The organism is Bradyrhizobium sp. CAR08 (assembly GCF_052871955.1).
In genome coordinates, this window is the sequence record NZ_JBIXJX010000013.1 from 86,788 (window position 1) to 106,865 (window position 20,078).

The 20,078-nt window shown below is 64.7% G+C and carries 15 protein-coding genes and 2 tRNA genes; 8 read left to right on the forward strand and 9 right to left on the reverse strand.

All coding sequences use genetic code 11. The annotated features are described in order from the left end of the window. The first annotated feature begins 63 nt into the window (after positions 1-63). On the forward strand, positions 64-1,314 hold the full coding sequence (pepT, locus tag ACIPUD_RS25810) for a peptidase T (protein WP_446481784.1): 1,251 nt from the start codon (positions 64-66) through the stop codon (positions 1,312-1,314). Between the two features lie 59 nt (positions 1,315-1,373). Here the strand turns inward: pepT and ACIPUD_RS25815 are convergent, their stop codons facing one another. After that, positions 1,374-2,267 (reverse strand): hypothetical protein, encoded by an 894-nt coding sequence (locus ACIPUD_RS25815; RefSeq protein ID WP_446481785.1) that lies wholly within the window; start codon positions 2,265-2,267, stop codon positions 1,374-1,376. Positions 2,268-2,617: 350 nt separating this feature from the next. Here ACIPUD_RS25815 and ACIPUD_RS25820 point away from each other — a divergent pair, with 350 nt between their 5' ends. From ACIPUD_RS25820 to ACIPUD_RS25845, 6 genes are all read left to right on the forward strand, one after another. Next, on the forward strand, positions 2,618-2,851 hold the full coding sequence (locus tag ACIPUD_RS25820; protein WP_446481786.1) for a hypothetical protein: 234 nt from the start codon (positions 2,618-2,620) through the stop codon (positions 2,849-2,851). A gap of 121 nt (positions 2,852-2,972) precedes the next feature. Beyond that, positions 2,973-3,335, forward strand: coding sequence for a hypothetical protein (locus ACIPUD_RS25825; protein WP_446481787.1), 363 nt, complete (start codon positions 2,973-2,975; stop codon positions 3,333-3,335). A gap of 56 nt (positions 3,336-3,391) precedes the next feature. Continuing rightward, positions 3,392-4,666, forward strand: coding sequence for a divalent metal ion exporter subunit IhpA (gene ihpA, locus ACIPUD_RS25830; protein ID WP_085353357.1), 1,275 nt, complete (start codon positions 3,392-3,394; stop codon positions 4,664-4,666). Next, the gene (ihpB, locus tag ACIPUD_RS25835; protein WP_018455105.1) at positions 4,663-5,652 is read left to right on the forward strand and encodes a divalent metal ion exporter adaptor subunit IhpB; all 990 of its coding nucleotides are present in this window, start codon (positions 4,663-4,665) and stop codon (positions 5,650-5,652) included. The genes ihpA and ihpB overlap by 4 nt, the downstream gene beginning before the upstream one ends. Then, on the forward strand, positions 5,645-8,863 hold the full coding sequence (locus ACIPUD_RS25840; RefSeq protein ID WP_247336876.1) for an efflux RND transporter permease subunit: 3,219 nt from the start codon (positions 5,645-5,647) through the stop codon (positions 8,861-8,863). Before ihpB ends, ACIPUD_RS25840 begins: the two co-directional genes overlap by 8 nt. A 2-nt stretch (positions 8,864-8,865) precedes the next feature. Continuing rightward, positions 8,866-9,828, forward strand: a complete 963-nt coding sequence (locus tag ACIPUD_RS25845; RefSeq protein ID WP_162496492.1) for a cation diffusion facilitator family transporter — start codon at positions 8,866-8,868, stop codon at positions 9,826-9,828. A gap of 127 nt (positions 9,829-9,955) precedes the next feature. Here ACIPUD_RS25845 and ACIPUD_RS25850 read toward each other — a convergent pair whose 3' ends face one another. The 8 genes from ACIPUD_RS25850 to ACIPUD_RS25885 form a co-directional block, all read right to left on the reverse strand. Continuing rightward, positions 9,956-10,816: a class I SAM-dependent methyltransferase gene (locus ACIPUD_RS25850; RefSeq protein ID WP_085353363.1), complete on the reverse strand. Its 861-nt coding sequence runs from the start codon at positions 10,814-10,816 to the stop codon at positions 9,956-9,958. Between the two features lie 128 nt (positions 10,817-10,944). Continuing rightward, positions 10,945-11,021 (reverse strand) — tRNA-Val (locus ACIPUD_RS25855). A 63-nt stretch (positions 11,022-11,084) separates the two neighbouring features. Next, positions 11,085-11,489 carry a GFA family protein gene (locus ACIPUD_RS25860; RefSeq protein WP_018455108.1) on the reverse strand — a complete coding sequence of 135 codons (405 nt, stop codon included), beginning with the start codon at positions 11,487-11,489 and terminating at the stop codon, positions 11,085-11,087. 87 nt (positions 11,490-11,576) lie between these two features. Continuing rightward, positions 11,577-14,000 carry an endopeptidase La gene (gene lon / locus ACIPUD_RS25865; RefSeq protein WP_018455109.1) on the reverse strand — a complete coding sequence of 808 codons (2,424 nt, stop codon included), beginning with the start codon at positions 13,998-14,000 and terminating at the stop codon, positions 11,577-11,579. Positions 14,001-14,321: 321 nt separating this feature from the next. Beyond that, positions 14,322-15,593, reverse strand: coding sequence for an ATP-dependent Clp protease ATP-binding subunit ClpX (clpX, locus tag ACIPUD_RS25870; RefSeq protein ID WP_007603503.1), 1,272 nt, complete (start codon positions 15,591-15,593; stop codon positions 14,322-14,324). Positions 15,594-16,033: 440 nt separating this feature from the next. Beyond that, positions 16,034-16,669, reverse strand: coding sequence for an ATP-dependent Clp protease proteolytic subunit (locus tag ACIPUD_RS25875; RefSeq protein ID WP_007611005.1), 636 nt, complete (start codon positions 16,667-16,669; stop codon positions 16,034-16,036). 331 nt (positions 16,670-17,000) lie between these two features. Continuing rightward, on the reverse strand, positions 17,001-18,362 hold the full coding sequence (gene tig, locus ACIPUD_RS25880; protein WP_085362115.1) for a trigger factor: 1,362 nt from the start codon (positions 18,360-18,362) through the stop codon (positions 17,001-17,003). Positions 18,363-18,535: 173 nt separating this feature from the next. Continuing rightward, positions 18,536-18,620, reverse strand: a tRNA-Leu gene (locus ACIPUD_RS25885). Between the two features lie 153 nt (positions 18,621-18,773). Here ACIPUD_RS25885 and ACIPUD_RS25890 point away from each other — a divergent pair. Further along, a complete protein-coding gene (locus tag ACIPUD_RS25890; RefSeq protein WP_446481788.1) occupies positions 18,774-20,078 on the forward strand; it encodes a multicopper oxidase family protein in 1,305 nt (434 codons plus the stop codon).

Consider the following 20,078-nt stretch of genomic DNA (forward strand, 5'->3'; position numbering starts at 1 on the left):
CTCACCGCACCCTGCTTTTCTGGTATACCGCCTCTCTCCCCTGACCCGGCGGTTTGACCAGAAATGTCCTCCCTCACCTTTTCGCATACCGTGACCGAGCGCTTCCTGCGCTACGTCACCATCGACACCCAATCCGATCCGGAATCCCCGGCCTCGCCATCGACCGAGAAACAGAAAGATCTCGGCCATGTGCTCGCCGCCGAGCTCAGGGAGATGGGCGTCGAGGACGCTCATCTCGATGATTACGGCTACGTCTATGGAACGATCCCGGCGAACACGACCAAGAAGGTGCCCGTGATCTGCTTCTGCTCGCACATGGACACTTCGCCCGACGTCACCGGCAACGACGTCAAGCCGCAGATGGTGAAGAACTATCGCGGCGGCGACATCACGCTGCCGGGCGATACCAGCCAGGTGATCCGCTTCGCCGAGCATCCGGCGCTGAAGAACCAGATCGGCAACGACATCATCACCACCGACGGCACCACGCTGCTCGGTGCCGACAACAAGGCCGGCGTGGCTGAGATCATGGATGCCGCGCATTTCTTCATCAACAACCCGCAAGTGAAGCACGGCACCATCAAGATCCTGTTCACGCCGGACGAGGAGATCGGCCGCGGCGTCGACAATGTCGACATCAAGAAGCTCGGCGCTGATTTCGGCTACACCATGGACGGCGAGAGCGCGGGTAGCGTCGAGGACGAGACCTTCTCGGCGGACGGCGCCACCATCACCATCAACGGCGTCAGCGCCCATCCCGGCTATGCCAAGGGAAAGATGGAGCACGCCATCAAGATCGCCGCCGCCATCGTCGAGCGCCTGCCCCGGGAAGGCTGCTCGCCCGAGACGACATCAGGCAAGCAGGGTTTTCTGCATCCGATCGGGATCGAGGGTGCGCTGGAGCAGGCTACGCTCTCCTTCATTGTGCGCGACTTCACCGAGGAAGGGCTGAAGGAGAAGGAGATCCTGCTCGAGAACATCGTCAAGGACGTGATGAAGGATTTTCCGCGCTCGACTTACACATTCAAGGTGCGGGAGCAGTACCGCAACATGAAGCAGGTGATCGATCGCCACCCGCACATTCTTGAATACGCCATCGAAGCGATCCGCCGCGCCGGCCTGCGCCCGATGCGCACCGCGATCCGCGGCGGCACCGACGGCTCCCGCCTGTCCTTCATGGGACTGCCCTGCCCCAACATCTTCGCCGGCGAGCACGCATTTCACTCCCGGCTCGAATGGGTCAGCCGGCAGGACATGGAGAAGGCGGTGCAGACGATCGTCCATCTCGCCATGATCTGGGAGGAGAAGGCTTAGGCCTCTCGTCAAAAGGCAATATGGCCGGGATCGCTCCCGGCCATCGTCCGTCCTGCACGTTACGGCACCCGCATCGCACGCGGAGAGCGATGGAAGCGGTTGGAGCTCGCCATCCAGTTCGGGAGCGGCGCGCCGTCGCGATGCCGGCCACCGGCAACAGCCGCAGCCCAGGCCACCGCAGCGCCGATCAGGGTTGCTGCCGCAACGGAGAAGGCGACGATGATGGAGTTACGCCGCGCCCGATTGATGGCCGTCTTTGAATCCGCGATCAGCGTGTCGACCCGTCGCTCCGAGTCGGGTGCTGCAAGTCCCGTCAACGCGGCCACCTGCTGCACGAGGTAGGCCCGGTCATCGGTGCTGACGCCGCTGTGGCTCGACGACGTCATCAGGATGCGTCCCGCTTCGGCACGAGGTTCCCTGAGGTCGGTGTTGGGGGGCCGCCGCGCTGTGCGAAACAGCTTATCCAGCTCGTAGCTCAACAGAGGCTCGGCGGAGGAGGTATTGCTCGCCGAACTGCGCATCGGCGAGCGGTCAATCGCAGCTGCGCCGAGCATCGCGAGCAGAGCGGCACCAAGCAGCACGGCGAGCGCCCAGGACATCAGGCCATGCAGCCCGTCCCGCCGTTCGCCCTCGTCTTCGATCGTTGTGACCGCCGGGGCTGGTCGCGTGGTCCGGCCGGCGATATAGCCGCCGAAGCCGAAGCTGATAATCGCCTGGATGATCAGATACAGCCCCGACAGCAAAGCCAGCGCCGCCGATGCATCGCGCCATGTCGGCGAGGCTGAACTGACGCCCAGGCCGACGGCGACTCCAAAGCCGACCAGGATGAACGACATTGCGCCGGCAGCCAAAGCGCCTGCGATCACCGAGCTCCACTGGATGATGCGCCTTTCATCGGCAGCGACGCCGCCGCCTTCCACGATGTCTTCCCGTATGAGAGTTTCCATGGTCATCGCCGCTCTCTCAGCGCAGGCCGAAGAACGACAGGATCGCCATGACCACCACGATCAAGCCGATGAGATAAATCAATCCGTCCATGGTCCGTCCTCCTCAATTTCTCCTCGTCGCTAATCACAACGAAGAAAGAACGTTCCAAACTGGACCGAGCCTGCGGGAACGAACCGGCGCGCTGCGGATTATCTGTCCAAGTCCCAAGGATGAAGTTTGTGAGCACGAAAGCCTCAGCCGGTCAGTCCCGGCTGGGGCTTTCTTTGGGCGGCGGTTCCTGTCCTATGTTAACGACGCCGGCTCTCCGATCATCAAGGATGCGATCGGGGCGGAACCTCCGGATCGGGAGAGCCGCGTGGATCGCAGAACGGCGTGCCTACATCAGGCAGATGCATTCCGGGAAAAGGCGATCGCCGATCCCGAGCACCACGACCAGTGGATCGATGAAGCCATCAAATGGCTGGAACGGGCCATGGAAGCCGGCTGTCGCGCCGTCGTGACGGTCGAAGCCGGCGAGGCTGGCAATATAGCGGACGCAGCACGTGGTGCGGCAGCCGATGTTCAGCTGAGCTTGATCACGCGCCAATGAGAAGCGCTGTCATCTTCGCAATCGCTGCGGCAATTGTTCCAGGGGACGTAACAATGTTGCGGGTCGACACTGTTCCCGCCCCCATGCTAGGCCGGACACAGACCGCAACTAGAGTGAAATCGTGCTCGCGAACCGCCAGCCCTCAGGATCATGTCGGCCGCGCAATTGGCGCGGGCTGCTGTCTGTGCTGATCGCGGTTGTCTACCTGCTCGCGGGAGCGCTGCATGGCCTGCACGACATCGACGTCACCACGCCCGGTGGCGGGTCGGAGATCAGCGCCGTCCTTGACGGTTCGGGAGATCACAACGACCACAAGGCCATCGGCGGGCATCATTGCCATGGCTGCTTCTCGGTGACGGTGGCGCAGCCGGCGCCACCGGACGCATCGATCGGGCTCGTGTCCGCATCGCGCCCGCAACGCGCACCCCGGCTCGCCGGCATTGTTCCCGACACCGACTCCCCGCCTCCCAAACATATGGCCTGAACGGATTGGTCGGGCGCCACGAGCGTCCATTCGGTTCATCCTCACAGGTCGGTTTCATGTTTTTCAGGGGAATGGCCGCGCGCCTGGCGTGCGCGGCAGCGTGTCTGATTGCCGGATCGGCGCTTGCGCCATCTCACGCCCAGACTCTGACGATGCGGAGCGCGCTTTCGCGCGCGCTGGCCGCGAGCCCGCGGCTGACCGCGGCGGAGCGCGATGTCGGCATCGCCACGGGCCAGCGCATCCAGGCAGGTGCGCTTCTCAATCCGGAACTGACCTACGAACAGGACAATTCGTTCGGGTCCGGCATCTATCGCGGCACACGATCGGCCGAGACCACGCTCCAGATCAGCCAGGCCTTCGAGCTGTTCGGCAAGCGCGACGCGCGGATTGCAGCTGGCGTCGCCGGCATCGAGGTCGCCGCGATCCAGCGCAAAGCCGTCAGGCTGGAGGTGCTGTCGGAGACCGCGATCGCCTTCCTCAGCGTGCTCGGCGCACAGCGGCGCATCCAGATCCTCGACGAGCAGATCACCGCCATCGACCGGCTGACGCCGCTTTTGCGCCGACGCGTCGAGGCCGGCGCCTCCTCGCCGGCCGAGACCGGCCGTGCGGAGGTGGCGTCCGCACTGGTGAAGGCCGACCGCGAGCGCTTCAAGGCGACGCTGGCCAGCGCCCGGCGCGAGCTTGCGGTCTTGATGGGCGACGCGGCACCGAAATTCGGCGAGGTCTCCGGACGGCTCGACACCATGGGCCGGCCGCCGACGTTCCAGTCGGTCGTCGCCGCGATCGATGCCAATCCGCAGCTGGTGCGCTGGACCGCGATCTATGCCCAGCGCAACGCCGAGCTGTTGCTGGCGCGGCTAAGGCCCTATCCCGACGTGCGGATCGCCGCCGGCTGGCGCCATTTCAACGAGACCAATGACGACGCGGCGCGCCTCACCGTCTCGGTGCCGATCCCCGTGTTCGACCAGAACCAGGGCAATATCCTTTCGGCCCAGGAAAGCCTCGCCAAGACCAAGGCCGAGCGCGAGGCCAACCGCAACACGCTGATCGTGGTCGCCGGCCGCGCCTACGACTCGCTGCAGGGCTCGCTGCGCGAGCTCGCGGTGCTGCGCGAGAGCGCCATTCCCAAGGCCACCGAAGCCTCGGACGCCATCGCGCAAGGCTACGGCCAGGGCCGCTTCAGCCTGCTCGAAGTGCTCGATGCCCAGGCCAGCGTCACCCAGGCGCGGCTGCGCGAGCAGGAGGCGCTGCAGAATTTCCACGCGGGGGTGGCGACCATCGAAGGGCTCGTCGGCAATCCCTTTACGCTGGCGCGGGAGAGCGCACGATGAAGACGTCCTCCACCATCCTCGTCGCATTCGTTGCCGCCGCACTTGGCGTCGCACTTGGCGCTTACGGCTATTCCCTGCTCGGCCCGGCCAGGGTCGAGCATGCCGAACACGCCGCGGACAAGAAGCCGGAGAAGCCGAACGACCATGTCGAGCAGGACGAGCACGGTGCCGACCGGATCCGCATCTCCGACGTCAAGCTTGCCGCCGCCGGCGTGACGCTGGCGGAAGCCGGGAGCGTCACGCTGACCGACACGCTCGCCTTCAACGGCATCCTGCGCGCCAACCAGGAAGCCGTGGTGCAGGTGACGCCGCGCTTTCCCGGCGTTGCCAAATCGATCCAGAAGCGCATCGGCGACGAGGTCGGCAAGGACGATCTGCTCGCCGCGATCGAGAGCAACCAGAGTCTCACCGTCTACGAGCTCAAGGCGCCGCTTGCCGGCACCGTCATCGAGCGGCAGATTTCGCTCGGCGAATACGCCTCCGAGCAGAAGCCCGCCTTCGTCGTCGCCGACCTCTCCACTATCTGGGTCGATCTGTCGATCTATCGCCAGGATCTGCGGCGCGTTCGTCTCAACGACGAGGTGCTGATCGATCCCGACGACGGCCGCGGCGAGATCAAGGGCACGATCGCCTACATGGCCCCGATCGGCTCGAGCGAGACCCAGACGGCGCTGGCGCGCGTGGTGCTGCCAAATCGGGACGGGCGCTTGCGTCCCGGCCTGTTTGTCACGGCACGGCTGATCCTCGCCGCCCGCAACGTCGCGGTCGCGGTGCGCAAAAGCGCGATCCAGACGCTGGAGAACAGGACTATCGTGTTCGTTCGTGAGGACGGCGACAAGATCGAGGCGCGCCCGGTGGAGCTTGGCGATTCCGACCCGCGCCATGTCGAGATCAAGGCCGGTCTATCGGCCGGCGAGCATTACGTCGCGGAAAACAGCTTCGTCGTGAAGGCGGAGATGGGCAAGGGCGAGGCCGAGCATGATTGAGCGTCTCATCGCGGTCTCGCTGCAGCAGCGCTGGCTGGTCCTGCTGCTCGCGCTCGGCGCCGTCGCTTTCGGAGCGTGGAATTTCCAACGCCTTCCGATCGACGCCGTGCCTGACATCACCAACGTCCAGGTCCAGATCAACACCCGCGCCCCCGGCTATTCGCCGCTGGAAACCGAGCAGCGCATCACCTTCCCGGTCGAGACCGCGATGGGCGGGCTGCCCAAGCTCGACTACACGCGCTCGCTGTCGCGCTACGGCCTGAGTCAGGTGACCGTCGTCTTCAAGGACGGCACCGACATCTATTTTGCCCGCCAGCTCGTCGGCGAACGGATCCAGCAGGTGAAGGACCAGCTTCCGGCCGGCGTCGAGGTCGCGATGGGACCGGTCTCGACCGGGCTCGGCGAAATCTTCATGTACACCGTCGAGGCCAAGGCGGGCGCGAAGACGCAAGGCGGCCACGACTATTCGCTGACCGACTTGCGCACCGTGCAGGACTGGATCATCAAGCCGCAGCTTCGCAACGTGCCGGGGGTGATCGAGGTCAACACCATCGGCGGCTTCGAGCGGCAATTCCATGTGCTCCCCGATCCCGGCAAGCTGATGGCCTACCGGCTCGGCTTTCGCGACGTCATGACGGCGCTCGCCGCCAACAATGCCGATGTCGGCGCCGGCTATATCGAGCGCAACGGCGAGCAATATCTGGTTCGCTCGCCGGGCCAGGTCGGCAATGTCGGCGAAATCAGGGACATCGTCATCGGCTCGCGCGGCGGCAATCCCGTCAGGATCAGGGATATCGCGACCGTCACCGAAGGCCGCGATTTGCGCACGGGAGCCGCAACGCGCGATGGCGAGGAAACCGTGCTCGGCACCGCCATGCTTTTGATCGGCGAGAACAGCCGCACCGTGGCGCGCCGTGTCGCGGCCCGGCTGGAGGATATCGCCAAATCGCTGCCCGACGGCGTCGTGACGCGGACCGTCTACGACCGCACCGATCTGGTCGAAGCCACCATCCGCACCGTCGAGAGCAATCTGCTGGAAGGCGCGGCCCTGGTCGTGGCCGTGCTGTTCCTGATCCTCGGCAACATCCGCGCCGCGCTGGTGGTGGCTTGCGTCATTCCGCTGTCCATGGCCATGACGGTCACCGGCATGGTCGAGACCAAGGTCAGCGCGAACCTGATGAGCCTGGGTGCAATCGATTTCGGCATCATCGTCGACGGCGCCGTGATCATCGTCGAGAACTGCCTGCGCATGCTGGCCGAGGTCCAGCGCGAGAAAGGCGGCCTGCTCACGATCTCCGAACGGCTGCGCGCGATCCGGAGTGGGTCGAGCGAGGTGATCAAGCCGAGCCTGTTCGGAACGCTGATCATCGCAGTGGTCTACCTGCCGGTGCTGACGCTGACCGGCGTCGAGGGCAAGATGTTCACGCCGATGGCCCTGACGGTGCTGATGGCGCTGGGTGCCGCGGTGCTGTTCTCCATCACCTTCGTGCCGGCGGCGGTTGCCATCTTCGTCACCGGCAAGGTGTCCGAACACGAAAACCTGTTCATGCGGCTGGCGAAGCGCGCCTATCTCCCCGTGCTCCGGCTGGCGATCGACCATCGCCTCGGCGTCGCAATCATGGCCGCCATCATCGTGGTCGCAAGCTGCGTTGCCGCCGCGCGCATGGGCGGCGAGTTCATCCCGAGCCTGGACGAAGGCGACGTCGCGCTGGCCTCGATCCGGATTCCCGGCACCAGCCTGACCCAGTCGCTGGACCTGCAAAAGGCGCTGGAAAAGCGCGTCAAGCAGATTCCGGAGGTGAAGGAGTTCTTCACCCGCATCGGCACCGCCGAGATCGCAACCGACCCGATGTCGCCGGCACAGACCGACGGCTACATCATGCTGAAGCCGCGCGCCGGATGGCCCGACCCTGGCAGCTCCAAGGCCGAGGTGATCGAGGCCATCGCCCGTGCCGCTGACGACATCCCCGGCAGCGCCTATGAGATCTCCCAGCCGATCCAGTTCCGCGTCAACGAGTTGATCTCCGGCGTGCGAAGCGACGTCGGCGTCAAGATCTTCGGCGACGACCTCGAGATCCTGCAAGGCGCGGCAAAACAGGTCGAAGCCGCGATCCGCGGCATCCGCGGCGCCAGCGACGTCAAGATCGAGCAGGTCTCGGGCCTGCCGATCCTCACCGTCCGCCTCGACCGCCAGGCGCTCGCCCGGTATGGGCTCAGCATCAGCGAGGTGCAGGGCATCGTCGAGATCGCGGTCGGCGGCAAGTCGGCCGGCAAGCTGTTCGAGGGCGACCGCCGCTTCGACATCGTCGTGCGCCTGCCGGAACATCTGCGCGGCGATCTCGAGGTCATCCGGGCGATCCCGATCCCGCTGCCGCCGGGTGAGGAAGCAGCAATCGGCGCGCCAATCCGGACCGCATTGCCCGCCCCTCCCCTTGCCCAGATGCGCTATGTGCCGCTGTCGTCGGTCGCAACCGTCGAAGCGACGCCTGGCCCGAACCAGATCAGCCGCGAGAACGGCAAGCGGCGCATTGTGGTCACCGCCAATGTCCGCGCGCGCGATCTCGGCTCCTTCGTCACCGAGGCCGAGGCAGCCGTCGCGGAGAAGGTCAAGCTGCCGCCGGGCTACTGGATCGGCTGGGGCGGACAGTTCGAGCAATTGGTCTCCGCCACCAAGCGGCTGACGCTCGTGGTGCCGTTGGCGCTGCTGCTGGTCTTCCTGCTGCTGTTCATGGGCATGGGATCGGCGGCTGATGCGGCGCTCGTGTTCTCCGGCGTGCCGCTGGCACTGACCGGCGGCGTCATGGCGCTGCTGCTGCGCGGTATTCCGCTGTCCATCAGCGCCGGCGTCGGCTTCATCGCACTGTCGGGCGTCGCTGTCCTCAACGGGCTCGTCATCATCGCCTTCATCGAGCGGCTGCGCAGCGAGGGCCAACCCGTTACCGACGCGGTGCGCGAGGGCGCGCTGACACGCCTGCGTCCGGTGCTGATGACGGCGCTGGTCGCGTCCCTCGGCTTCGTGCCGATGGCTCTTGCCACCGGGGCCGGCGCCGAGGTGCAGCGGCCGCTCGCGACTGTGGTGATCGGCGGTATCATCTCCTCAACCGTGCTGACGCTGCTGGTGCTGCCGGCGCTCTACGTGCTGTTCCGCCGTGACGGGGCTGCCGAAACGCCTACAATGGCGCCTGATTTGGCAGCGTCCAGGGAGCGATAGAGGTGGGCAGCCACGACCATCACGGCCATCATCACGATGATCATAGCCACGGCCATGATCACGATCATGGTGGCCACGCCCATGCCCATGCGCCCGCCAGTTTCGGCAAGGCGTTCGCAATCGGCATCTCACTCAACACCGCGCTGGTCGCGGCGGAGGCCGTCTACGGCTATATCGGCAACTCCACGGCTCTGCTTGCGGATGCCGGCCATAATCTTAGCGACGTGCTCGGCCTGGTCGTGGCCTGGTGCGCGTCGATCGCGGCGCGGCGCGCGCCCAGCGGCCGCTTCACCTATGGCCTGCGCGCCTCCACCATCCTGGCGGCGCTGGCGAACGCGGTGTTCCTGCTGGTCGCAACCGGCGCGATCGGCTGGGAAGCGATTTTGCGCCTGCGGGAGCCGGAGCCGGTCGCCGGCATCACCGTGATGGTGGTCGCCGGCATCGGCATCCTCATCAACGGTTTTACCGCCATGTTGTTCGCGCGCGGTCGCAAGGACGACATCAACATCGAAGGCGCCTATCTGCACATGGCGGCCGACGCCGCGGTCTCGCTCGGCGTCGTCATCTCGGCGGCGCTGATCATCTGGACCGGCTGGCTCTGGCTCGATCCCGTCACCAGCCTCGTCATCTGCGCCACCATCCTCTGGAGCACCACCAGCCTGCTCCGTGGCTCCATCGACATGTCGATGGCGGCGGCGCCCAGGGGCACCGACATTGCCGCGATCAAGATCCTTCTGCTGGAGCGGCCCGGCGTCACTGCGATCCACGATCTCCACGTCTGGCCGATCTCGACCACCGAGACGGCGCTGACCTGCCACCTCGTCATGCCCACCGGCGCCGGCGATGCCTTCCTGATGGAGACGGCGCAGATGCTGAAGCGCTCCCACCGCATCGGCCACACCACGCTTCAGATCGAGACGCATCCGGACAATGGCTGCGCGCTGGCGCCGGATGACGTGGTGTGAGGTAGTTGCGTTGCTGCGTCCCCATCGTCATTGCGAGGAGCGAAGCGACGAAGCAATCCAGACTGCCTCCGCGGAGAACGGTCTGGATTGCTTCGCTGCGCTCGCAATGATGGGGACAGAGCGACGCCTACGCCGCCTTCGCCGTCACGATCCAGATCGCGCCCTGGAGCGCCACGCTCTGACCCTTCAGGAACGGCGCGAGCGTCTCGCGGATCGAGGCTTTTGCCGCGGCATAGGTCTCCGGCGGATGCCCTTGCAGCGCGCGGCTCGCCGGGCCGATCTGGAGCGAGCCTTCGACCGCGGCATCGAGCCCGCCGCCAATCGCGACGTCCATCGCGAGATTGTGCGGCTCCATCGCGACGTCGACGAAGCCCGCGCCTTTCAGGATGCGCGTCACGCGCTCTTCGGAGGCGAAGGCGAACGGGCCCGGCTCCTCCGGCCCGACCGGCGGCATCTTGGGAACGTGCTTGTAGACCGCCATAAGCGGCGCCATCATCCACGGATTTTCCTTCGGCTCGCGCCAGCAGGCAAACGCCAACCGTCCCGTCGGCTTCAGCGCGCGGCGGAGATTGGTGAAAGACGCGATGGGATCGGCGAAGAACATCACGCCGAACCGCGAGGCCAGCAGGTCAAAGCTCGCCGGCTCGAACGGATGCACCGTCGCATCGGCCAGCACGAAATCGAGCGGCAGGCCTTTTGGCGCAAACGCGCGCGCCTGCGACAGCATCGGCTCGGAGACGTCGAGCCCGAGCGCAAAGCCATCAGGCGCGACAGCCTTCGCGAACGCGAACGTCGTCGCACCGGAGCCACAGCCGATGTCGAGGACGCGCTCGCCCGGCTTCGGCCTGGCGCGGGCGATCAGCACGTCGGCAATGGGTCCCAGCAGGCTCTCCTGCGCCGCATGGCGATCGGCCCAGCGCTGCCCGCTGGGGCCATTCCAGTAGGCGATCTGATCGGCGTTCTGCTCGTGTCCGCTTGGTTGTTGCATCAGGGCCTCTGTGGCTCGGTATCGCCCGCCTGCGCCTATCGGCTTCGGCGCGGCAGCCTTCGTTCGCTTCGCGCCAATAACGTGTGAGGCTGGCTCGCCGAGCCGAAGCTCGCGAAGCGAGCAAAGGCTGGTGGGCGGTGAGAGATTCGAACTCCCGACCCTCTCGGTGTAAACGAGATGCTCTAACCAGCTGAGCTAACCGCCCCTCGCCGCTTCTTTATCCCTACCGGCCCCGAACGGGCAAGCGCGGAACGCCAATTCCAGGGCCTCAATCCTGTGGCCGGCCCGGCAGCAGCGGCACCGCGTCGATCCACACCGCCGCCGACTGGCACCAGATCTGCCTGACGGGCCGCAATTTGTCGCGCTGGCGGATGCTGCCCCAGCGGATGCCCCAATCGTCCTCCTGGTCGCCGTCGCCGCTCGTGAACAGCGGGGAACCGCAGTCGGCGCAAAAGTGCTGGAAGCGCATCCGGCCGTTGTCGCCGCGCTTGCCGTAGATCCTGGGCGTGCCGGCAGTCAGGCGGACTTCGGCGCCCGAACAGACGGCCGTCACCCGGAAGGGCGAGCCGGTCAGTGTCTGGCAATCGGTGCAGTGGCAGACCGACACCGTCTCCGGGTCGATCTCGGCTTCAAAGGTAATCTCGCCGCAATGGCATTGCCCGTCGATGTGCATTGTCGTCATCCGCTGCCCAAAACAAAATGCCCCACAAAAAAACGGCGCCCGAAGGCGCCGTTTTATCATCTTTTTCGAGCTGCGATCTCAGTGAGCGGTCAGGCCGCCGGCGGCTTCGTCGCCGTCCGGCTTCACCGTCACCTTGGTGTCCTCTTCCCAGACGATCGGCACTGGCTTCTTGACCAGCGCCTTGGCGACGACGTCGTCGAGGCGCGAGACCGGGATGATCTCCATGCCGCCCTTGATCGCATCGGAAATCTCCGTGAGATCCTTGGCGTTGTCCTCAGGAATCAGCACCGTCTTGATGCCGCCGCGGGCAGCAGCCAGCAGCTTCTCCTTCAGGCCGCCGATCGGCAGCACGCGGCCGCGCAGCGTGATTTCGCCGGTCATCGCGACATCGTGGCGGACCGGGATGCCGGTCATGACCGAGATGATCGCGGTGGCCATCGCCACGCCCGCCGACGGACCGTCCTTCGGCGTCGCGCCTTCCGGCACGTGCACGTGGATGTCGCGCCGGTCGAACAGCGGCGGCTCGATGCCGTAGACGATCGCGCGCGAGCGGACATAGGACGCCGCCGCCGAGATCGATTCCTTCATCACGTCACGCAGATTGCCCGTGACCGTCATCTTGCCCTTGCCGGGCATCATGACGCCTTCGATCGTCAGCAACTCGCCGCCGACATCGGTCCAGGCAAGGCCGGTGACGATGCCGACCTGCGGCTCGCTCTCGATCTCACCGTAGCGGTACTTCGGCACGCCCAGAAGCTCTTCGAGAGTCTTCTCGGTGATCTTGACCGACTTCTTCTTGGAAATCATCAGCTCCTTCACCGCCTTGCGGGCGAGTGTGGAGAGCTCACGCTCCAAATTGCGCACGCCCGCTTCGCGGGTGTAGCGGCGGATCAGAAGCAGCAGCGCGTCGTCGTCGATCGAGAACTCCTTGGAGTCCAGGCCGTGCTTGGACACCGCGGTCGGGATCAAGTGCTTGCGCGCGATCTCGACCTTCTCGTTCTCGGTGTAGCCCGCGATCCGGATGATCTCCATGCGGTCCATCAGCGGTCCCGGAATATTGAGCGTATTCGCGGTCGTGATGAACATCACGTTGGACAGATCGTAGTCGACCTCGAGATAGTGGTCGTTGAAGGTCGCGTTCTGCTCGGGGTCGAGGACCTCGAGCAGCGCCGAGGACGGATCGCCGCGGAAATCGGCGCCCATCTTGTCGATCTCGTCCAGCAGGAACAGCGGATTGGACGACTTCGCCTTCCGCATCGACTGGATGATCTTGCCCGGCATCGAGCCGATATAGGTGCGGCGGTGCCCGCGGATCTCGGCCTCGTCGCGCACGCCACCGAGCGAGACGCGCACGAATTCACGCCCCGTCGCCTTCGCGATCGACTTGCCGAGCGAGGTCTTGCCGACGCCGGGAGGGCCGACGAGGCACAGGATCGGGCCCGTCAGCTTGTTGGCGCGCGACTGTACGGCGAGATACTCGACGATGCGGTCCTTGACCTTCTCCAGCCCGTAGTGATCCGCATCCAGAACCGCCTGCGCGGCTTCCAGATCCTTCTTCACCTTGGACTTCTTGTTCCACGGAATCGACAGCAGCCAATCCAGATAGTTGCGCACGACGGTCGCTTCCGCGGACATCGGCGACATCTGGCGCAGCTTCTTCAATTCATGCTGCGCCTTCTCGCGCGCTTCCTTGGAGAGCTTGGTCTTGGAGATCTTCTCTTCGAGATCGGCGAGCTCGTCGCGACCGTCGTCGTCGCCGAGCTCCTTCTGGATCGCCTTCATCTGCTCGTTGAGATAGTACTCGCGCTGGGTCTTCTCCATCTGGCGCTTGACGCGCGAGCGGATGCGCTTCTCGACCTGGAGCACCGAGATCTCGCTCTCCATCAGGCCCAGCACCTTCTCCAGGCGCTGCGTGACCGACAGCGTCTCCAGGATGCCCTGGCGATCCGCGATCTTGACGGCGAGATGCGAGGCGACGGTGTCGGCGAGCTTGGCAAAATCGGTGATCGCCTGCACGACGCCGACGACCTCGGCCGAGATCTTCTTGTTGAGCTTCACGTAGCTCTCGAAGTCGGACACGACGGAGCGCGCCATGGCCTCCGCCTCGACCGACTTCGCATCGGTATCGGCGAGCGCAATCGCGGTCGCTTCGTAATAGTCGGCGCGATCGGTGTACTTCTGCACGCGCGCCCGCTCGAGCCCTTCGACCAGCACCTTCACAGTGCCGTCGGGAAGCTTCAAGAGCTGGAGCACGCTGGCAAGCGTACCGGTCTCGTAAATGGAATCGGGTGCCGGATCATCGTCGGACGCGTTCTTCTGGGTCGCGAGCATGATCAGCGCGTCGTTCTTCATCACCTCTTCGAGCGCGCGGATCGACTTCTCGCGGCCGACGAAGAGCGGAACGATCATGTGCGGGAAGACGACGATGTCGCGCAGGGGCAGCACGGGATAGGCGTGCGTTTCGCCATGGACGATGGTTGGCCTGGGTTTTGGATTGGTCATGGCCTTTTCCTTTTGCTTTGCCCCCTTGCACGCAGCCCGCCATGCTCATGCGCAACCGCCACAAGGTGCCGAGGTGACCCGCAATACCGATCGCTCCTTTTGAGGTTGGACCGGCTTGCCGAATCGGAACTGAGGCGAATCTTGAAGAGAATTTTTACTCGCCGCCGACATTAGGTGGCTATCGACCCGGGGGGTGTCAAGTCATTGAAAGACGCGCGCCATCAGGCGCTTACGCACGCAATAAGCGACGCAACACCGGCTGCGGAGATACTTTCCGCAGCCCCTGCTTGAGGAGACGATTGGAGCGTTCCAGCGCCGAAATCAGGCGCTGGCGTTCTCGACGGCGCGATCGGACCGATCGGCGTAGATGTAGAGCGGACGCGCCGTTCCTTCCACGACTTCGCGGGAAATCACGACTTCTTCCACACCTTCGAGGCCCGGCAGGTCGAACATGGTCTCGAGCAGGATCGCCTCGAGGATTGAACGCAGCCCCCGCGCACCGGTCTTGCGCTCGATCGCCCTGCGGGCAACCGCGCCAAGCGCCTCGTCGGCGAAGGTCAGCTCGATGTTCTCCATCTCGAACAGCCGCTGGTACTGCTTCACCAGCGCGTTCTTCGGCTCGACCAGGATCTTCTTGAGCGAAGCCTCGTCCAGATCCTCCAGCGTCGCCACGACGGGCAGACGGCCGACGAATTCCGGGATCAGGCCGTACTTCAGGAGATCCTCAGGCTCGACATGACGGAAGATTTCGCCGGTGCGGCGGTCTTCCGGTGCGAGCACCTGAGCGGCGAAACCGATCGAGGTCGAACGTCCGCGTGCCGAGATGATCTTTTCGAGGCCCGAGAACGCACCACCGCAGATGAACAGGATATTGGTGGTGTCCACCTGCAGGAACTCCTGCTGCGGATGCTTGCGGCCGCCCTGCGGCGGGACCGAAGCCACCGTGCCTTCCATGATCTTGAGCAGCGCCTGCTGCACGCCCTCACCCGACACGTCGCGCGTGATCGAGGGATTGTCGGACTTGCGGCTGATCTTGTCGATTTCGTCGATGTAGACGATGCCGCGCTGGGCACGCTCGACATTGTAGTCGGCGGCCTGGAGCAGCTTCAGGATGATGTTCTCGACGTCCTCGCCGACATAGCCGGCTTCGGTCAGCGTCGTCGCATCCGCCATCGTGAACGGCACGTCCAGGATGCGGGCGAGCGTCTGCGCGAGCAGCGTCTTGCCCGAGCCGGTCGGACCGATCAGCAGGATGTTCGACTTCGCAAGCTCGACGTCGTTGTGCTTGGTCTGGTGGTTGAGGCGCTTGTAGTGATTGTGCACCGCGACCGAGAGGACCTTCTTCGCATGGTTCTGGCCGATCACGTAATCGTCCAGCACCTTGCAGATTTCCTTCGGCGTCGGAATCCCGTCGCGCGACTTCACCAGCGAGGATTTGTTCTCCTCGCGAATGATGTCCATGCAGAGCTCAACGCACTCGTCGCAAATGAAGACCGTGGGACCCGCGATCAGTTTGCGCACTTCGTGCTGGCTCTTGCCGCAGAACGAGCAATACAGCGTGTTCTTGGAGTCGCTCGTGCCGACCTTACTCATTCATGTCTCCGTCCGCGGTTCGATCCCGTCCGCTCGATCGCCCTATTCCGGCACGACAGCCGGTACAGTCCTTCAAATAGAGCAAATTCCGTACCAAAAAAGACCCTACGCGTTACATGCCGTGCGAATCGCGGTCATTCGATTCCCCGCGATCATAGCCGATCAGTCATAGCGAACCATGCTGGCACCCGACTATCAAGAATTCGCTAATCGGGGGTCGCCGGCTACCCGTGACAATACCGTGATTTCCGGTCTTGGCACGGGCGAAGTGATCGAAATCACCCCGGCGTTGCTGGATTGCCACGAAAAACAAGCACGAAAGCGGAACTTTCTGCCTGTCGCAGGGCGCAAAAGTGCGTTTTGCGACGCGCGCACGTGTCCTTAACGTGAACGCTCCCTGATGTGCCCGCGGTCCCAGAGGGATTGCCGGCACAGTAGTGCTACGGGGTCTTCGGCGACGCGGTTTCCTCGGCGCGCTTGTCGATCACCCTGTCGACCAGGCCGAACTCCTTGGCGTCGCTCGCGGTCAGGAACTTGTCGCGTTCCAGCGCGTCCTCGATCGCCTTGTAGGTCTGGCCGGTGTGCTTCACGTAGATCTCGTTGAGCCGCTTCTTCAGGTTCAGGATTTCCTGGGCGTGCAGCATGATGTCGGTGGCCTGGCCCTGGAAGCCGCCGGAGGGCTGATGCACCATGATGCGCGCGTTCGGCAGCGAGAAGCGCATGTCCTTCTCGCCGGCGCAGAGCAGCAGCGAGCCCATCGAGGCGGCCTGGCCGGTGCACAGCGTCGAGACCGGCGGACGAATGAACTGCATGGTGTCGTAGATCGCGAGGCCCGACGTCACCACGCCGCCCGGCGAGTTGATGTACATCGAGATTTCCTTCTTCGGATTTTCCGCCTCAAGGAACAACAGCTGCGCGACGATCAGCGTCGACATGCCGTCCTCGACCGGCCCGGTCAGGAAGATGATGCGCTCTTTCAGAAGGCGCGAGAAAATGTCGTAGGCGCGCTCGCCACGGTTGGTCTGCTCGACCACCATGGGCACGAGGTTCATGTAGGTTTCAACCGGATCGCGCATGAGTCACCTAGGGTTTTGAAGAGGCGGACATCGCCAGGCCCGGCTGCCAGTCGGGGCTGGATCTGCCGGAAGGCCGATGGACGTCCCGTGATGCAGGAACTTGGCAGAAGAACTTGGTAGAGGCACTTGGCAGAAGCAGAGGGCGTAGCGACAGATATAGCCCAATTCGCGCCTGACAAGTGCGGAGCGAATTAAGGCTTAATCCGTGAGGCAGTTGAAGCTGATTCGTACAAAGAGGCCCAGCCGGCCACCTGGCTAGCTCGACCTCTTCGCTGATCATCCTTAATGCAAGGCTATCCTGGAGGCTCTCCTAAAGGCTCTTCTGGAGCCCTCAGGCCGCGGTCTTTTCCGCCTCGTCGTCCTTGTAGAGATCGTCGCGCGAGACCTTCTTCTCGGTCACCTTGGCAAGCTCGAGGATGAAGTCGACGACCTTGTCCTCATAGATCGGTGCACGAAGCTGGGCCAACGCTTGGGCGTTGCTGCGGTAATAGTCCCAGACCTCCTTCTCGCGGCCCGGCATCGAGCGCGCCCGCTCGATCACGGCGCGGCCGACCTCGTCATCGGTCACGGAGATCTTGTTCTTCTCGCCGATCTCCGAGAGCACGAGGCCGAGCCGCACGCGACGATCGGCGATCTTGCGGTACTCTTCCTTGGCGGCGTCTTCAGTGGTGTCTTCGTCGGCGAAGGTCTTGCCGGCGGAGTCCATCTCGGCCTTCACCGAGTTCCACATCAGATTGAACTCCTCGTCGACCAGCGAGGGCGGAGCCTCGAAGCGATGGGCCTCGTCGAGGCGGTCGAGCAGCGCGCGCTTGACGCGCTGGCGGGTCGCGGTCGCGAACTCGGCCACCAGCCGCTCGCGCGCCGCTTCCTTCAGCTTGTCCAGCGATTCCAGGCCGAGCGTCTTCGCGAACTCGTCGTCGATCGCGAGATCCTGCGGCGCCTCGATCAGCGTCGCGGTGGTCTCGAACTCGGCCGGCTGGCCGGCAAGCTTGTCGTTCATGTAGTTCTTGGGGAACGCCACCTTCAGCGTGCGGGTCTCGTTGGCGGCGATGCCGATGAGCTGCTCTTCGAAGCCGGGGATGAAGGTGTTGGATCCGATCACCACCTGGATGCCCTCGCCGGCGCCGCCTTCGAAGGCTTCGCCGTTGATGGTGCCCTTAAAGGCGACGGTGACGCGATCACCCGATTCGGCCTTGGCGCCCTCGCCCTTCGCGGCATAGCCACGGTTCGAATCGGCGATGCGCTTGATCGCCTCGTCGACGTCGGCGTCGGTGACTTCGGCCACGGGCTTTTCGACCTCGAAGGTCTTGAAGTCGGCGAGCGCAATCGACGGCACCACCTCGATCGCAACCGTGTAGGTCAGATCGGTTTTGCCGTTGAGCAGCTCCTCGACCTCGGCCTGCTCGGTCGGCATGGTGATCTTCGGTTCGGTCGCCAGGCGGAAGCCGCGCTCGGAGAACAGCTGAGTGTTGGTGTCGCGGATGGTCTGGTCGATGGTCTCGGCCATCACCGAGCGGCCATAGACCTTCTTGAGGTGCGTGACCGGCACCTTGCCGGGACGGAAGCCGTTGATGCGAACCTTGTCCTTGAGGTCGACGAGCTTGGCACCGGCCTTGGCGTCGAGATCAGACGCGGGAACGCTGATCTTAAACTCGCGCTTCAAACCTTCCGAGAGGGTTTCTGTGACCTGCATGGTGTCCAATCTTCTTCTCGTTCGGTCCCGGCGCGCATGCGTCGGGACGCTGTCATTAATCGATCCGGCGCGAGGCGAACGCCTCAACGCCGGTGGTTCATCGGACCGACTTCCGGCGGACAAACATCCGCGCGGGAGCAGATCGCGTAATCCGTGCAAACGCTGAAAGCGCTTGGTGCGGGCGGAGGGACTCGAACCCCCACAACTTTCGTCACTGGAACCTAAATCCAGCGCGTCTACCAGTTCCGCCACGCCCGCGTAAATTTGCATCAAGACCGGCCGCGATGCCGCGGGCGGCGGGCTTATAGCATGTGCCCGCCTGTTCGCAGCAAAAAAATGGCCCGATAGAGGCAGGCTTCACCTAGGCACGACGGCTGGACTTATCCAGCACGGCGTGGTCCGGATCGGCCCATGAAAACGCGGATCTTCGACCTGACGAGGCGCGAGGTTTTGGCCGGATTTGGCGCCTCTGCGGCCGGGCTGACGGCGGGCGGCGCAGTCCCGGCCGTGACCGCCCAACTCGCGCTTCAGGCAAGGCCGGCAACGCTGGCTCTGAGGTCGAGGCAGCCGGCTACACCCATCTGGGAGCTGGCCGCCGTCAGCCATCTCGGGGATGTCCGCCTCAAACGTGGCGACCGCTGCGAGGTGGTCTTCCGCAACGACCTGCCTGTGCCGCTTGCACCAGTTTGGTACGGCCTCAATGGCCCGGCCGCGGCCGACCCGCTTCGGGGTCGCGCACCGACGGCCCCGGACGCGACGGAAACATCAATCATTTCAGTGCCAACCGCGGGAACCCTGTTGGCCGACTTCCGGCTGTTCGAGGACGGCCTGAAGCAGCCCGCGCGCCCGCTTCCGATCATCGCCACCGAGACCAACACGGTCGCCGCCGATCGCGACGTGGTCCTCTTGATCGAGGAGTGGCGGCTGCGGCCGGATGGGACCGCACTTGCCCCGGGCCGGGACCCGAAGGACACATCCCCGCTCTATACAATCAACGGAACGACTTCATTCGAACTTTCAGCTTCAGCAAATGAGCGGCTGCGGCTGCGCTTTATCAACGGCTCGCAACGTTCTGTTCTGGCGATCAAATTGGAAAGTCACGAGGTCCACGTGGTGGCCCTGGACGGACAGCCGGCTGAGCCGTTCCCGGCTCGCAACGGCGCGCTGGTGCTGGCTCCCGGCGCACGCGCCGACGCCTTCGTGGATGCGGCCACATCGGCCCCATTCCTGCTGCATGACGGCAAGGAGGCGCGCCAGGTCGGCCGCCTGACGGTCTCCGGCAAGCTTGACCGGCGCGCGCCGCCGTTGCCGCTCTTGCCACTCCCTCCGAATGACCTGCCCGACCGGCTCGATCTGAGGGGCGCCCTGCGATTCGATGTCGCTCTCGGGGCAGCCGACGCCGGGTGGGTACGGGCCGCAAATTTCTCGACGTCCTCCGCCCCCGCCTTTCGCACCAAGGCCGGCCGCACCGTCGTGTTGGCCCTCAAGAACCCCGCCCCCGTCGCAACCGTCTTCCATCTCCACGGCCACCATTTCCGCCTGCTCGACAAGCTCGACGACGGCTGGAAGCCCTATTGGCTCGACACGCTCGCGATCGAACCCGGCCAGACCCAGCGCATCGCATTCGCTGCGGCCTCTCCCGGGCGGTGGCTGATCGAATCCGTCGTCACCGACTGGGCCGCGCCGCGGCTGGTGCGCTGGTACGAGGTGGAGTGA